Origin of the sequence: Thalassotalea psychrophila, from assembly GCF_031583595.1 — a bacterium.
GTDB lineage: Bacteria > Pseudomonadota > Gammaproteobacteria > Enterobacterales > Alteromonadaceae > Thalassotalea_A > Thalassotalea_A psychrophila.
In genome coordinates this window covers 264,068-279,669 of record NZ_CP134145.1, presented here as the reverse complement: position 1 = coordinate 279,669, position 15,602 = coordinate 264,068, and the positions used below count along the sequence as shown (strand labels likewise).

The following is a 15,602-nucleotide window of genomic DNA, read 5'->3' as shown; positions in this document are numbered from 1 at the left end:
TGGAGTTAGGTCGGCGCAGATGTAAAGAAGAAAACGTGGCAGTTCATTTGTTTTGCTTGTGCAATAAACGCGTGGCTTTGAGATGTTTTGACCGAATTAAGATAACAGACTCGCTTCCCTTGTTTTAATAATGACATTGCTTGCGCAATATTATCTTCGCTAGTTACAGCTTTAGGTGCATCCCGCCGACATAAATCTATTATTACGCTATCAACTTCAGCATCGTGCAAAATATTATCTGCTTTTTGCATATTTCTTACAGCCCCTAATGTAAGCAAGTCCGGGTGCCTAGGAGTATCAATGATCAACAACTCAGCCTGATTACTAGCAACATCCTTACTATTGGCAAGTTGTGTATTAAATGCAACTTCAAGATCTTCGCCTTGCTCAATACCGGTTTTAGTAAAAAACGATTCCCAGAATAAACGACGATTGGAGAAGTTAGTAAAGTGATCCTTTACAACCTGTCGTTTTTGTCCTGCAAAACTTGCTAACTTACCTAATGATTGTGGAATAAGTGTTTCAAGTTTTTCTCGCCAATAGCGCAGTAAAACCGGAGATTGACCCGAGCTGATCATGGCAAATACCATAGGTGAACGATCAATAATTGCCGGAGTAATAAAGTGACACAAGTCAGCATTATCGACCACATTGGCCAATACGCCCTGCTCCGTAGCATCCTTGTTTACTTGTTCATTTAAGCTGCGGTTCTCAGTGGCAACAAAGACCAACTGCTTATCTGCAAGTTGTGATTTCTCGTATACATCATTGATGTAGCATATTTTATTACCATCAATTAATGCTTGAACGTTTGCCGATACTTTAGGTGACACTACGGTAACCTTGGCTGGACTCTTCAGTAATAAAGCAATTTTTGCACTGGCAATTTCACCGCCACCAACAACCAACACATTGATCTTTTTAGCATCAAGAAAAATTGGAAAGTAATTCATTTTATCTCCACAGGAAATACTTGCTTAACATTACCTTTCGGTAATTAATGGCTAGTACCACGCTCATAGTGCGTTTTATTATAAACGTTATATTTTCCAGAAGGTTTCTTCATAGGTAAACGTTTAATTTCTTCTAAGGTATTAGCATCATACACAATTACTGCGCCATCGTTATCCCAAATGCTCAATAAAACGTATTTCCCATCTTTGGTGAACTCTACATGAGCCGCGGTTTTTCCGGGTGATGGAGCCAAGGTTTTAACTATTTCCAGAGTATCTTTTTTAATGATGTGAACTTTTTCTTTGTTCGGGCCAAAAAACACATCAACCCAAGCATAAGGCGATTTACTGTGGCTGCGCATAAAGAACCCCGGACCTTCGGTTTTAATTTCTTTAATCACTTGCCAGTTATCCATATCGATAACAGTAACTCGGCCATCTTTGATGTTTGGTGAAGCAAATACTTGCTTACCTTGATAATCCCAAGTAATCCCAGAACCTAAATGCGGCATACCGGCCATTTCAATGGTGGCGACCTTCTTTCTTGCATCCAAGTTAATTACTTGTCCATTTTGACTGTCACGTGAGGCACCAATTAAGTTGATGTATTCTGGATCGAAGAAGAAATCATCTAGATAGTCTTCAGTGGTGATGCGGCGAATTGGAAATTGCTCCTCACTTTTCCAATTTTCAACTTTGCCTTCTCCACCATCCTTTCGGTAATCGTGTGCCCAGCCTTTATAAACCTCAACACCACCTTCATCAGAATAAGGAATTTCCCATACTTCTTTCACGTCTTTCAAAGCAACAATAAAGCTTGTTCTTGGTGGTGCATTATAAACGGCGCTAACACGAGAAGATTTACCATCTTTATCAGCTGTTGCTACGACTTTAATTGGCGTTAAGTTTTCAGTATCTAAAATCACAATATTATGTGGTAAATAATTACCAACAATTGCATATTTGCCATCGGAAGATACAGCTAAATTTCGAGTGTTAATACCAGCCCTAATTTCAGCAACTGTTTTCATATTATAAATATCGTACTTGCTGATCCAACCATCGCGAGAGGCAAAATAAACAAAACGGCCGTCAGGTGAATACTTAGGTCCACCATGTAAAGCAAAACGAGTTTTGAAACGGGTGATAGGTTCAAAGGTATCACCATTAAGCAAGGTGGCAGAATGATCGCCAAGCTCCACCACAATAAACAAATTCATTAAATCGGCATCAAACTGCGGTTCATTGGGTAATTTATTTTGGTCAAAATGTTGTACATGTGAAGCATTAATATCTGCCAAGCTCCATTTTGGTACAGTTTTCGCTGGCGTGTAAATATAATCAACTAACTGGCTAATATTCTCTTTAGTTAATGTTTTTTCAAAAGCCGGCATTTGAGTAGCAACTCGACCTTTACTAATAACAGTACTGGCTTTATTTTTACGTAATCGCGACAGGTTTTCAGGGAATAATGCTGGCCCCATGCTGCCTGTACGATTTAAACCATGACAGCTTTGACAATGTTGTTGATACAATTGCTCAGCTGTTGGTTTTTCTTCAGCAAAAGCACTTTGACTTAGCAATAAACCGCTAGTAGTTACTAGCAAGTAAAAAAAAGAGAATATTTTATTCATTAGTATTTCCTACCCAACTGATAACTCAGGTATTTGCCTTAACGCTTCAACTTCAGTTTCAGCTTGAAAATAGCCAGCGCCAGCAACATGTCTTGGGTCAAGTTGGTCGATGACCTGACCAACAACGATAAGTGCTGGTGGCTTAATATCATTATCAATCACCATTTGCTCAAGCGAACCTAAGGTTCCTCTGAACACTTGCTGATCAATTCTTGTGCCTTGTCTGATGATTGCCGCTGGAGTACTTGCAGCTCTACCATGTTCAATCAGTTTTGCTGAAATCATTTTTACCGCACTGATGCCCATATAAAACACCACAGTTTGATTGTCATTATTCAAACTTTGCCAAGGCAGTACTAACTGACCATCATTTTGTAGATGCCCCGTTACAAAAGTACAGCACTGAGAAACGCCACGGTGCGTTAAAGGTATGCCCGCATAGGTTGTAGCTGCTGAAGCGGCGGTAATACCAGATAACACGTGGCAATTGACGCCATGATTTAAAAGGTGTTCAGCTTCTTCACTACCACGTCCAAAAATAAACGGATCACCACCCTTTAGGCGCAAAACACGCTTATTCTGCTGAGCATAACTCACTAATACCTCATTGATATCGCCTTGTGGAACACAATGCTTTGCCTGTTTTTTACCAACATAAAAACGTTCACAATCGACAGGTAAAAGAGCCATAATTTCATCACTAACTAAACGGTCATAAACAACCACTTCGGCTTGAGCAATAAAGCGTACGGCTTTCACTGTTAGTAATTCAGGGTCGCCTGGCCCAGCACCTACTAATGCAACTTCACCTTTGGCAAAGTTAGTTCGTTTAGCGATCTTATTAAGAAGGAAATCTAGCATAATAAACTCTCTTTATTTTTTATATATGGGTAACTGCAATTGCTTCATTTGCAACTGTAGAAAAGCCAATTTCTTCATCGGTTAAGTAGCAACCTGGATCTTCAGCCCATGCATCTCCAGATTGCGCAAACGCTCTGGTACGGGTATTACCACCACAAATATTTAAATATTCACATTTTGCACATCGACCTTTTACCGGTCTTGGACTTTGTCTAAAACCAAGCATTAACGGGTCTTGAGTATTTTTCCAAACATCTGAAAACTTTTCAGTTTTTACGTTGCCAATAGGATGATTCCACCAGTAGGTGTCAGGGTGTATAACACCGGTATTATCAATATTTGCTACGTTAACACCACTGGCATTACCGCCCCAATTTATTAATCGGCTCTTTAGATTGGCAACACGCTGTGGATATTGCTCACCAAATTGTTTTTCAGCCCATTTTAATAAAAATGGCCCGTCTGCATCGTTATTGCCAGTGACAAAATCACTTTCAATGCCTTGTTCTAAATGTGACCATGCGCGTTCAAACAACTGTTCCATTGCACCTTTGGTCATAGCAAACATTGCATCATTTTCAGCACTGCGTTTACCTCGACCAGAGTAATTTAAATGTGATAAGTAAAATTTATCAATTTTGTGCAGTTCCATTAAATCGAGAATAGCCGGCAAATCATTGTAATTGTCTTGAGTTAGGCATAAACGCATACCCACTTTTATTCCCGCTTCTTTACATAGTTTTAATGCTTTCATTGAAGTTTTGAAACTGCCCTTTTGACGACGAAAATCGTCATGGAACTCTTCTAATCCATCAATACTAATACCAACATACTGATAATCAGCAGCTTTAATTTTCTCAATATTTTCTTCGTTAATTAGCGTGCCGTTAGTTGATAAAGCAACATAAAAACCTTTTGCTTTTGCATAAGCAGTAATTTCATAAATATCAGGGCGTAGCAATGGCTCGCCACCAGATAAAATTAACACTGGTACTTGCGCAACTTTTAAATCATCGATGGTTGCTTTAATTTGTTCAGTATTAAGTTCATCTTTAAAATCAATATCAAGCGACGTTGAATAACAATGCTTACATTGTAAATTACAACGGCGAATTAAATTCCAAATAACCACCGGGCCGGGCATTTTTGCTGCTTTACCAACTGGTAAATCATCATGCAAAGTTTTCAATAATTGTGAAATTCTGAACATTTGCTAATCCTTATTTGCTTGTAGGCGTAAACCAGTTTTTTTCAATATTTTGCTACTGGTTAACATGTCATTTGATTTATGTTCACTAGTCTGCAACACATCCTTTAACAATTGTTTGATCTGCGTTCTATATTCGCTAATTTGTTGCTCATTTTTACCGTGGATCATGGCAAATAAATTGTAATTCCACTCAGGCAAACATCTAGGACGTTGATAACAATGACTAACAAAAGGTAACCTGCCGATTAAGGCGCCATATTCCTTAACAACATCATCTTGAACATCCCAAACGGTCATACCATTAAAGGTGTAGCCGGCTCGATAATGATTTGGTACGGCAGCAATTCGTCTAATCACTCCCCTTTCTAATAAGTCTTCGCTCATTGCCAAAATTTCAGCCACACTTAACTTTAATTTTTCAGCCAAGTGATCATAAGGTCGACTTACAATTGGCAAACCTTTTTGTGTTAACAAAATAAACTCGCGTTCTATGGAGGTTAACGGAGCATTTTTTCGTTCTCTAGACTGGTAAGTAGAGTCCAACATAAAACTCCTCCTCTTTTGGAAAATCATAAACAGGGAGTGAACTTTGTTGTTCAATGTCTTTGATCACTGATTGAATTTCTTGTTGAGATTCACAGGCAACAACAAACCACATATTTAATCGATGTTGGCGCTTATAGTTATGGGCAACTTCGCTAAATGCATTTACAATTTCAGTTACTTCATCAAAGCGTTCTTCTGGTACTTGCATTGCTGAAAGAGTAAATGCACCGCCTAGGCTCGCGGCGTCATACATAGGGCCAAAACGACTTAACAAACCATCGTCAAGCATGTGCTGTAATTTATTAATAACTTCATCTTCTGAGCAATCTAGTTCACTGGCAATATCGGCAAATGGCTGTTCGCTCACCGGTATGCCTCGTTGAGTTCGATTCAATATTCTTTTATCTAATGCATCCATAAATTAATTTCCTGATGCCGAGGCTTGGCTATATTTGCCACCTCTTTGTTTATAGGCTTTATTGCTAAATAAAATCTTTTTCTCAATACCAGCCAAATCACCGTGCTGACACATATCATCTAACTGCTTGATCACTTGCGCTCTATCTTTGCCGTGAATCATGCAAAATAAATTGTAATTCCATTCAGGCAACACTCGCGGACGGCGATAACAAAGCGTAACTACTTTTTGTTTTGCCAATATTGCTGCAACGTCTTCGACGCATTCATCATCAACATTCCATACCACCATGGCATTAGCTACATAGCCCAGTTTTCGGTGCCGTATTACTAAACCAAAACGACGGATTACACCTTGCTTTTGCCAGTGATTAATTGTCGAAGTAACTTGCTCTTCGCTGGCATCTATTTGCTCAGCAATAGCTAAATATGGCTGAGCAACCAAAGGTAGCCCTTGCTCAATAGCAGCAAACAATTTCAGTTCCTGTTCAGGAAGTAACTGAAGGGATTCTTTATGGTTAAATTGTATGTGATGAGCCGGCATCATCGTGCTCCTGTGCTTTCAGTAAACTCAATATTAAAACCAAGATCGATATGATATGCCTGCTCCATTGGCAGTATTAATGGTTTAAAACCCGTTTCTCGGTGAATATGAGTTAGACATTGTTTCAAAGCATCCTCATTCGCAGCCGTTGCCACAAACCAAAGATTGTAACTATGCTCTCGGGCATAGTTGTGATTTACCTGAGTAAACTGATTTACCAGCTTGGCAATTTCGTCTATTTGATCTTCAGGCACAGCTAAAGCAGCTAATGTGCTGGCGCCGGCTTGTTGGTGATTGAATACAGGCCCTAAACGAGACAATACTTGCAGCTCTTGCAGCTCTTGGAAGCACTCTAACACTTCATCTTCGGTACTATTGAAACGATTAGCTAACTCCAAAAAGGGGCGATGAGATAATGGAAAACCTTTTTGATAAGCATTAATTATTTTCTGACTTAATTTGCTTAAAGTGACATTGCAATCATTCATCTTTACAGACCTATTTGGTGAGCTCTGTTAGTGAAGAAAATACCACTTGGACTTTTAGCAGGTAGTTTTTTCAGTAACTCAAAGCTTTGGCTATTATAAATTTGAATTTCATTGTTATCACGCACCGACATCCATACATCTTCGCCACGTGGGGTAAATTCCATATGTAGAACACCTGGACCTGGCGTTAACGTTTTGATCAATTTTTGATTTTTAGTATCGATGATTTGAATAGTATCGTTTAAAGGGAAGGCAAAATTAATCCAAACTTGTCTATTGTCAGGTTGGGCCATAACAAAGACTGGCTGACCATGCACATCAATAGCACCAACCTGTTGCCAGGTTTGCGTATCTATGATCAAAACTTGATGCAGACCAACCGCAGGTACATAGGCAAAATTTCCAGCCATGGCCCAACCTTCTAGGTGTGGCATTTTATAAACTGGCAATTTTTTTTCGCCTTTACCATAGCCATCAAGAATACGTTTAACACCTTGCTCTGGCGACCATAAATCAAGTAATGCCATACCATCTTCACCAAACAAGCCAGCAATGTAGTAACGTCCATCTGGACTTATCAATGCGTCATAAGGGTTAAGACCAATATCAGTATATTTAGTTAGTTCTATTTCAGCTTTAGAAAGGTCTGCAATCCAAATTTCATGGCTATCAAATAAGCTAAATACAAATTTTTGTCCTGGAGCATCAACTAAACCAACCACTTTTGAGCGTTTAATTGACCCGTCTTTATTTCTTGGATGATTCATCAGTTCAGTTGCAGGTATGTCGGCCACCAGCTCTAGCGTATCGCTAGCAAAGATTTTCACACCACCTGGAGAGTAATTAGATACTGCGACAAACTTGCCATTTTGACTAATCGCGCCGCCAATGCTGTTCCCTGACTGTATAACTCTTTTATCAATTTTGTTTTTCAATAAATCAATTTTGGTTAAACCACCATCACGACCAAATACATAACCAAAACGTTGATCACGAGAATAAACAATAGACGCATGCGATAAATCGCCTAATCCATCAATTTCGGCCAAGCTATCCTTATCACTGTGGTTAACAATTTTAACTTGCCCTGTCGCACGCTCAATGACTAAGCCTAAATCACCAGTAGCCCTTAATCCTGTCTGTGTTGTTGCCGATGACGTGGCACTTTCTTCAGCAGTATCTTGCAGCTGCTGACAGCTCATTATGAATAAAGGTAATAGTAAGCTCAAAAAAAGCTTCGTTCTAGTGTTGGTCATTGTCTAGTCCTTTAATTAGTTGTTCTGCTATCCATTTTGCTTCTTGTTCAGTGAGGATATCTTTCCAAGGCGGCATAGCAGTACCCGGACGGCCTTCCATAATAGTTATGGTAAGAAAGTATTCAGGTTTATTCGTTAAATCATCTGGAAGTAAAGAAGGTCCAAGACCACCTTTTAAGGTCATACCATGGCAAGAGCCACAGTCCTGTTTGACCATATGAATAAGATCTTTTTGACGTTGCAAGCTTAATTCATTGCTCGCGTCAGTAGAATTGTTAGATTTATGTAGAACATTGGGAGATGCTGAAGCTAAATTAAAGCTAACACTTAGGCAAATGCAAGTGATCAAAATAGTGATATATTTCATTGGCAAATCTCAGCGCTTCCATAAAAAGATAACTAAAATTTATCAATAAAAGCCGTTGCATTTATTGTTTAAGATCACATTTTCAACAGAAAGTTACTGTTTTTAACGCCATTGAAACATACGGCCTTAAATTAGGCTGATAATTATTTTTTAACGATTACGATCCCTGTCATTTTAGGGTGGGGTCCACACACATAAGGAAATTCGCCCGCATCTGTAAACACCTGTTCAAAACGGTCTCCAGGGAAAAGATAATCGGGTTCTTCTTGGTAAAACTGCTTAAACCAAACATTATGATACTGCCGTTTTTCGATATTCTTCCAAATAACCTTGTCACCTGGGGCGATGGTGACAGACGCAGGAATAAATTTCTTTTTATAGATTTCAACGACTATATCTTTAGCCATCAAATTAGCACTGAAAACAGCAAGAAAAATCACCAAAGATAACTTAATAAGCGCATTCAACATAATTAACTCTCCTTAATATTAAAAATAGTAGAAGTAAATAAACCTCACAGAACTAAAACGATTAGGCTCTAGCTCTGTAAGGTTTACTAGAAGATCCTGAAATAAATTCAAGACGACTTAAGTCGAATAACTCAGGACGACTAAGCTCGCTTACTGTTTAGTGGCGTTAATTTCCGCTTCACTATTGTCTAGAGCAAGCTTGTAACCAAATGATACATGGTGATATCTGGCACTAGAGTAATCGTCATGAATAGCAAAGCCAAAGTTATAAACTTTACCGGCTTCGATAGAAACATCACCCTCTTTGGTAGAAATAAGCTTACGTTTGATTTCTACTGTCCAAGTACCGTTTTTAAGATTCGCAACAGCTTGAGCCCCTTGGCCGCCATGCATTAATCTTTGTTCAAGAATTTGCCCGTCTTCAATTTTTTTGCTGCCCGACTTATAACGTACTATATCCATAAATTGTTGGGCTTGTTGAAACTCAGCGATCTCGTCTTCACTTTTCAGCTTATCCCAGCCGCCTAATGCTTTACCACGTCGGCCTTTGAGTTCTAACTTAGTGCGTGTTTCTTTAAGGTACTTGGTTACACCCGAATTTAGGTCTAGGCGTTTACCCAACTCACTACTAGCTAAAGCATCTTTCTCTGGAGCAAATGGCATTGAAGAGGCATCGGCATGACACGTTCCCCAACAACCAGCGCGATCAGCAAACTCTACATCGTCAGTTGAGATCATAAACGCCAGTTTCATTTTATTTTCTGGGTCCATTTTTCCGCCTTCAACAAATGGGGCTGGTGTATGGTCGCTATCAGGCCAACTAAATTTCAAGAACAGATTTTCACTGTCATGAGTTGCAGCAATACTAACGTCAATGCTGCCCCGTTTATTTGGAATAACATTTGGCTCTAAGTCTTTTTCACTTTCACCAGAAACAATATTCTGTCCAATATCGGCAATTTCTTCACCATGACATTCAATACAACGATCACCTTTAGTAAAAGCACGTTTACCGCCATGCTTACGACCTAAAACCCATTCGATTGAGGCTGTACCAGGAAAAAACACACTAATGTCGGTTGAGCTAGCTTTTTTCCAGTTAACATTCAAACTATCTGCGGGAGTCGCTTTTGCAGATTTTTTTCCAGCTACTGGTTTACTGCTACTTGCTTGGGCACTTTCTAAAGCCGTTGCTACTGCTTGTTCAATTTGCAATTGTACTTTTTCTTTCTCGGCTTGAGTGTTGGCTTTTTTTTCTGCCGCAATGGCAGCTTCTTTTGCTTCGATACGCGCTAAACCTTCTTTATATTCTTGTGGTACTTCACGAATATAAGCGGCAACAGGAGCCTCTAGCTCTTCCAATTGTTCATCGGTTAATTGATCACGAACATTGTGATGGGCAATGCCTTTATGACAATCGATACACGTTTGCCCAGTTTCAAAGGCATTTAAATGTTGTTTTCGCGCTCTCGGTTTTTGAAACTCTGGATTCATCGACTCAAAATTATGACAATTTCGACATTCTCTTGAATCTGTATCTTTCATCGCTTTCCATACACTTTGTGCGAGTTCAAAGCGATGTTCATTGAATTTTTCTTTAGTATCCAATTTACCAGTTAACCAAGAAAATACTTCTTTCGATGCTTGTATTTTACGTACTACCTTATGAATCCAAGGTCTTGGTACGTGACAATCTGGACAGCCAGCTCTTACGCCAGTTCTGTTGGAGTAATGGATTGAAGGTTTATACTCTTGATAAACATTATCTTCCATTTCATGACAACCGATACAAAATTCGGTTGTGTTAGTAGCTTCCATCGCGGTATTAAAGCCACCCCAAAAAACAATGCCGACAACGAAAAATATCACTGCGCCTGAAATGGTGGTACCTAAGATCAAGCGACGAGACCAAAAACTAGGTTTGTTTAATGTTTGATTTTCCATAACTAACTCGTACTAAATTATACCAATCAGACTAAATAATCAGTCGTTCAACAATCATTTACTCTGATTGGCATTAAGGGAAATGCGCGAGCATAACGATTGTTATACTCGCATTATCAGTATTTAAAAATTTTTACTGATTAGGTTTTGTGGTTCATACGGTTGAATACGTTGAACTTACCTGTTGGCGTAGTTAAGCCTTTGATGCGGTGCTTCTCTTTAAGAGTTTTCGCATCATAAACTACGATTTCACCAGTAGGGTTCTTCGCATCTGTACGGTTCCACACAGATACCCAAACTTCTGTACCATCGGCGTTAAATTCCATATGAAGTGCGGCTTTGCCTTCCTCCTCGGTAACACGAATAGTTTTCACAATTTCATGGGTGTCTTTATCAAACACTTGTACAGATTGTTGGATTTCTGGCTCTGGGTGTTTCAATTGATCGGCCCAAACATACTGTGATGTTTCGTGAGTACGGATAAATGCACCAGCACCATCAGTTTCTACTTCATAACAAAGTTTCCAGGCTTGGTCAGGATGACCAATTGGATCGTTACCCCAAACAGATACAAGTCCAGTACCTAAGTGAGTTGTACCGCCTACTGGACCACACTCTTTGTCAATCCAGTTAGCACCTGGACCAGGATGTGGTAGCGTATCAACTTCAATCATTGATTCTAACTTACGTTCTTTAGTATCAACTACAACCATTTTATTTGACGCGTTCGCTGCGATTTGGAAATAACGACCTGACGGGTCAAAGAAACCATCATGTAAGAATTCAGCAGAGCTCACCATAGTAACCGTTAAGTTATCTAGGTCTTTATAATCAACTTGCCACATTTGCCCGGTTTCTTTTACAGCAACCATAAATGCAGATTGAGTAGGGATAGTGTAGATAGCTGCTACGCGAGCTTCGTTGATAAACTCACCTTTAGTGTTATAGCCACGAGTTGACACAACTTTTAGAGGGTTTAATGTTACAGCATCCATGATTACGAAATGTGCAGGCCAGTAACCACCAGCAATAACGTATTTTCCGTCACCAGAAACAGCGATATCACGTGCGTCATATGCCATTTTAGTTTCTGCAACTAACATTTTATCAGGTGTTTGCCATAAATCGATTTTGTTCACTTTACCGTCACGACCAATGGTGTACCAGAAACGACCCACATCTTCAGCATGATCTATTGCGTGGTGCTCAGTACCTTTGATTACATGTACAGCGTAACCAGTATCGATGTGAGTAACGATTTCTTTAGTATCACCGTCAATGATTGCCGCTTTACCTGCATCACGTTCGATAACAACAAAGAAGTTTTTCCAGTTACGACCATGCATTGGTTTTGCCGGGTAATCTTTTGGAGCAACATACTCTTTAGTATGAGAGCGCATTTGCTCTAAAGACATTTCAGGTGGTACTGGTGGAGTCATTTGAATAAAGGTTGCTAAGTTTGAAATCTCTTGCTTTGAAAACAAATCATCAAAGTTATTCATTCCGCCTTCAGTACCTAGCGCAATAATTTTCTCTAAGCGCTTTTGACCTTTTTTTAAGGTGTTTTCAGGTTCTAAATTTTTACCTGTAGCGCCTTTACGTAGTACACCATGACAACCAGCACAACGCTGGAAATATTGTAATTGTGCTTTTTCAAAATCAGCTTCTGATAATGTAGGTTCTTCCGCAGAAACGGCAAAACTTAGGCCACTAACAGCCAGTCCAACAGCAACACTGAGTACTGAAACTCCATATTTTATTGCTTTCATTGATCTCTCTCCCGAGGTTATTTAAAAAAAAATGGTTAAGGCAGAGAATAAAATTAATATTGATTAAATTTACTTTTTAAATAGTCGAGAATCACTTTAAAAAGATTGCATAATCCCAATAATTTGGAACACAAAAACAACTTAATATAGAAGCTAACTTAACTACTTTATACGTTTCCACCTTCTGCAAATAACTATCCTCCAATAGAGAAAGAGATTATTTAACCTAGATCAAACTTTGTTAATGTTTTGAGTTAATTTGCTCTATTTTGTTAATAAACCTGTGTTTTTTGTTTTAAGATGGGTGAAACCACAAACCTAATTTAACCTTATTTATTTTATGGGTATGAACATGACTAATCGATACAAAGCATTAATATACGCCGCCTTAATAGGGCTGATCACAGTGAGCATTTTTCTTGGCTTTTTAATTGGCTTTGATAATAAAATATCTTGGTTGTTAGTTGCCTTATTAATAATTATTCCTTGGATTTATAACAAAAATAAACAAAACAAAATTATAAAATGGAAAGCCGAATATACTGTGGGAGTTAAATCTTTAGATCTTGACCATCAAAAGCTAATCACGTTACTGAACCAATTTAATACCGCATATGATTACGATATGGGCCATGCATTTGAGCACCAAAGTTTGAAAGATTTAATCGCATATACTGAATATCACTTTACTCGTGAAGAACAAATGATGGCTGATAGTAATTATCCTGATTTAGTTGAACACAAACAGCAGCATCAAATCATGATAGATAAAATTAAACAAATAGAGAAAAAATATGAAGACGTTGGGCATGATGCGTTTCAAGAAGTGAGTGAATTTTTAAGTGGTTGGTTAATTAACCATATTAACGGTACTGATAAACAATACACTGAACATTTAAATAGAAATGGTATTAGTTAATAATTGTGCTGCAATAACCCTCCCTTGCGATCGTGGTTCGGGAGGATAAATACTGCCTCGCACCAAAAAGCCCGTAACAATCATTACTTGTTACGGGCTTTTGTTTAGTTAAGTTGAATCGAATTATCTAGGCAAGTAAAAAACCATAATGATACAAAAAATGGCTATTAACCAAAAAGCTTTACCAAAAAATTTTACCCCTCGCTTTCTATCTTCAGGGTGAAATTCTGCGATTGGCATGCCACAGTTACTACAACTCTCATTATCATCTTGATTCATTGTTTGACAGTACAAACAAGGGATTTGATTATTACTCATAGACAATTCCTAGTTCGCGGTTAAACGATGATAAATTTGTGGTAGACAAACAGGTAGCTCGGCAGGGCTGTGCATAACTGTATAACTGTAGCGCCCAAAGATATAAGGTAAATATTCTTCCGCTTCTTGATCTACCGTAATACAAAATGGTTTTAAACCCGCTTGTTTCGCTTCGATAATTGCCTGCTTAGTATCCTCAATACCAAACCGGCCCTCATAATGGTCAATATCATTAGGCTTACCATCAGTTAAAATCAATAATAATTTTTGTGACGATTTTTGTTCAACTAATACCTTAGTTGCTTGCCTAATTGCAGCACCCATTCGGGTATAAAATCCTGGGCGAATGGCCTGTATTCTTCCGCGAATATTATCGTTGTATGGCTCTTTAAAATTTTTAATTAAACTAAAACGTACATGAGAGCGCTTTACTGATGAAAAGCCATACATAGCAAAGTTATCACCAACAACATTTAGTGCTTCACCAAATAACAACATACTGTCACGCACTACATCAATCACTCGCATATCGTTATCAATATATGAGTCTGTAGACATTGATAAATCAGCAAGTAGTAAGCATGACAAGTCTCTATTGTTGCCACGAAAACTTTGATAAAGGCCTTTTTCTGCTGTAGGTGAAATTTGACGTTCAACATGAAAATCAAGCCAGGCATTTAAGTCTAGCTCTTCACCTTGTGGTTGACCTTTTAACCAGTAGCGCATAGTTTGTAATTGCTCAAACTGAGCTTGTATATTTTTTGCTGTTTTTTGTAAGTGCACTGGTAGTGGTTTAGCGACAGAATCTTTTGGCAACATAGGTTGCAATAAACAACGATCATCAATTAATTGCTGTTTACGATAATCCCATTCAGGTAATTTAATTCCTTCACCTAACGGTAAATCATCCTCTGAGCTAGACGGTAAATCTAAGTCCAGTTTAATATTGGCACTCTTTTGGTCTTGCTGCTTAGATAACGTAATTTTATCTAAATCTTCGGCAACTCTTTCACCATCTTCATCTTCGCTGTCATCACTACCACGATCCATATTGGCAAATTCGCTCCAGGAAAATAAACTTTCCAGGCGAAATATCATCATGCCATCGCGCCCATCAGATGAATTAACACGTTCAGTTTTTTTACGTGCTGTTTTAGTTTGTTTTTTACTGTTTATATTAGTCGGCTCTTCAATATCTTCATCAGCATACTCGGCTTGAACTAGACCTTCTGTTTGTGTTGCGGGATAAAGCCATAAGAATACCGCCTGGGGTGCAAAGTTAACCCTTGGAAACGATGATACAGAGCCAGGTTCAACAATAGCTTTAACAATTGCCTGCTCCATTTCTTGCTCGGCTGTTGGCATTGAATCAACATTGGGACGTAATTTAATAAAAGCCGAGGCTAAACGTTGATATCTAGATTTTAATGAAGGGAATTTTGCAAGCACATCAACAACTAATTGTTGATTATCTATGGCCCAATGTTTAAAACGGCCATTATGATTAGCAGCAAGTACAGCTAACCAGATATATAGATCTTTATTAAGTTCTTGTTCAGGAAAAACGGCAATAGACTCTGGTAATCTCAAACTGTCGGAATCTTGCCATGCAAGGCTAATTTGTTGGTTATCGCCAGATATTTTTTGCAAAAAGCTACGTCTAGATAAATAATCTCGATTACTCGCAGCTTCTACTCTTTTTACGGCATCACCACCTAAGGCTCTAAAAACTACACCAACAGATTTACTTACTTGAGTAAAATCTACTCGCGCTTGATCAAATTCAGTGCTGGCTTTTCGGGTGATAAATTGATGCCAAACACTACCAATCCACTCTTCCATTACAACCTAATCGCTTTACCTTTATATATACTCATCATAACAACTCTATAACAATAAAAGCTGA

General features: G+C 38.6%; 16 protein-coding genes. 1 reads left to right on the top strand and 15 read right to left on the bottom strand.

The annotated features are described in order from the left end of the window. Nucleotides 1–5: 5 nt before the first annotated feature. From RGQ13_RS01280 to RGQ13_RS01220, 13 genes are all read right to left on the bottom strand, one after another. A complete protein-coding gene (locus tag RGQ13_RS01280; protein WP_348391754.1) occupies nucleotides 6–953 on the bottom strand; it encodes a siroheme synthase in 948 nt (315 codons plus the stop codon). A gap of 44 nt (nucleotides 954–997) precedes the next feature. Further along, the gene (locus RGQ13_RS01275; RefSeq protein ID WP_348391753.1) at nucleotides 998–2,587 is read right to left on the bottom strand and encodes a cytochrome D1 domain-containing protein; all 1,590 of its coding nucleotides are present in this window, start codon (nucleotides 2,585–2,587) and stop codon (nucleotides 998–1,000) included. A gap of 9 nt (nucleotides 2,588–2,596) precedes the next feature. Next, nucleotides 2,597–3,448, bottom strand: a complete 852-nt coding sequence (gene cobA / locus RGQ13_RS01270; protein WP_348391752.1) for a uroporphyrinogen-III C-methyltransferase — start codon at nucleotides 3,446–3,448, stop codon at nucleotides 2,597–2,599. A gap of 19 nt (nucleotides 3,449–3,467) precedes the next feature. Next, nucleotides 3,468–4,658, bottom strand: a complete 1,191-nt coding sequence (gene nirJ, locus RGQ13_RS01265; RefSeq protein WP_348391751.1) for a heme d1 biosynthesis radical SAM protein NirJ — start codon at nucleotides 4,656–4,658, stop codon at nucleotides 3,468–3,470. A gap of 3 nt (nucleotides 4,659–4,661) precedes the next feature. Further along, nucleotides 4,662–5,204 carry a siroheme decarboxylase subunit beta gene (ahbB, locus tag RGQ13_RS01260; protein WP_348391750.1) on the bottom strand — a complete coding sequence of 181 codons (543 nt, stop codon included), beginning with the start codon at nucleotides 5,202–5,204 and terminating at the stop codon, nucleotides 4,662–4,664. After that, nucleotides 5,179–5,622 (bottom strand): Lrp/AsnC family transcriptional regulator, encoded by a 444-nt coding sequence (locus RGQ13_RS01255; protein WP_348391749.1) that lies wholly within the window; start codon nucleotides 5,620–5,622, stop codon nucleotides 5,179–5,181. The genes ahbB (RGQ13_RS01260) and RGQ13_RS01255 overlap by 26 nt, the downstream gene beginning before the upstream one ends. Nucleotides 5,623–5,625: 3 nt before the next feature. Further along, on the bottom strand, nucleotides 5,626–6,096 hold the full coding sequence (gene ahbB, locus RGQ13_RS01250; protein WP_348391748.1) for a siroheme decarboxylase subunit beta: 471 nt from the start codon (nucleotides 6,094–6,096) through the stop codon (nucleotides 5,626–5,628). Nucleotides 6,097–6,164: 68 nt separating this feature from the next. After that, nucleotides 6,165–6,653 carry an Lrp/AsnC family transcriptional regulator gene (locus RGQ13_RS01245; RefSeq protein WP_348391747.1) on the bottom strand — a complete coding sequence of 163 codons (489 nt, stop codon included), beginning with the start codon at nucleotides 6,651–6,653 and terminating at the stop codon, nucleotides 6,165–6,167. 2 nt (nucleotides 6,654–6,655) lie between these two features. Next, the gene (locus tag RGQ13_RS01240) at nucleotides 6,656–7,909 is read right to left on the bottom strand and encodes a cytochrome D1 domain-containing protein (protein WP_348391746.1); all 1,254 of its coding nucleotides are present in this window, start codon (nucleotides 7,907–7,909) and stop codon (nucleotides 6,656–6,658) included. After that, a complete protein-coding gene (locus RGQ13_RS01235) occupies nucleotides 7,896–8,276 on the bottom strand; it encodes a c-type cytochrome (protein ID WP_348391745.1) in 381 nt (126 codons plus the stop codon). Before RGQ13_RS01235 ends, RGQ13_RS01240 begins: the two co-directional genes overlap by 14 nt. 143 nt (nucleotides 8,277–8,419) lie before the next feature. After that, nucleotides 8,420–8,746, bottom strand: coding sequence for a plastocyanin/azurin family copper-binding protein (locus RGQ13_RS01230; protein ID WP_348391744.1), 327 nt, complete (start codon nucleotides 8,744–8,746; stop codon nucleotides 8,420–8,422). A gap of 150 nt (nucleotides 8,747–8,896) precedes the next feature. After that, nucleotides 8,897–10,690 (bottom strand): NapC/NirT family cytochrome c, encoded by a 1,794-nt coding sequence (locus RGQ13_RS01225; protein WP_348391743.1) that lies wholly within the window; start codon nucleotides 10,688–10,690, stop codon nucleotides 8,897–8,899. A 140-nt stretch (nucleotides 10,691–10,830) separates the two neighbouring features. After that, a complete protein-coding gene (locus RGQ13_RS01220; protein WP_348391742.1) occupies nucleotides 10,831–12,459 on the bottom strand; it encodes a cytochrome D1 domain-containing protein in 1,629 nt (542 codons plus the stop codon). A 352-nt stretch (nucleotides 12,460–12,811) separates the two neighbouring features. On the opposite strand from RGQ13_RS01220, the gene RGQ13_RS01215 reads away from it, so the two are divergent. Continuing rightward, nucleotides 12,812–13,378, top strand: coding sequence for a bacteriohemerythrin (locus RGQ13_RS01215; RefSeq protein ID WP_348391741.1), 567 nt, complete (start codon nucleotides 12,812–12,814; stop codon nucleotides 13,376–13,378). Nucleotides 13,379–13,501: 123 nt separating this feature from the next. Here the strand turns inward: RGQ13_RS01215 and RGQ13_RS01210 are convergent, their stop codons facing one another. Together RGQ13_RS01210 and RGQ13_RS01205 are read right to left on the bottom strand one after the other, a co-directional pair. Then, entirely contained in the window at nucleotides 13,502–13,696 is a 195-nt protein-coding gene (locus RGQ13_RS01210; protein WP_348391740.1) for a DnrP protein, read from the bottom strand. A gap of 9 nt (nucleotides 13,697–13,705) precedes the next feature. Continuing rightward, complete coding sequence (locus tag RGQ13_RS01205) at nucleotides 13,706–15,538, bottom strand: nitric oxide reductase activation protein NorD (RefSeq protein ID WP_348391739.1); 1,833 nt, start codon at nucleotides 15,536–15,538, stop codon at nucleotides 13,706–13,708. Between the last annotated feature and the right edge of the window lie 64 nt (nucleotides 15,539–15,602).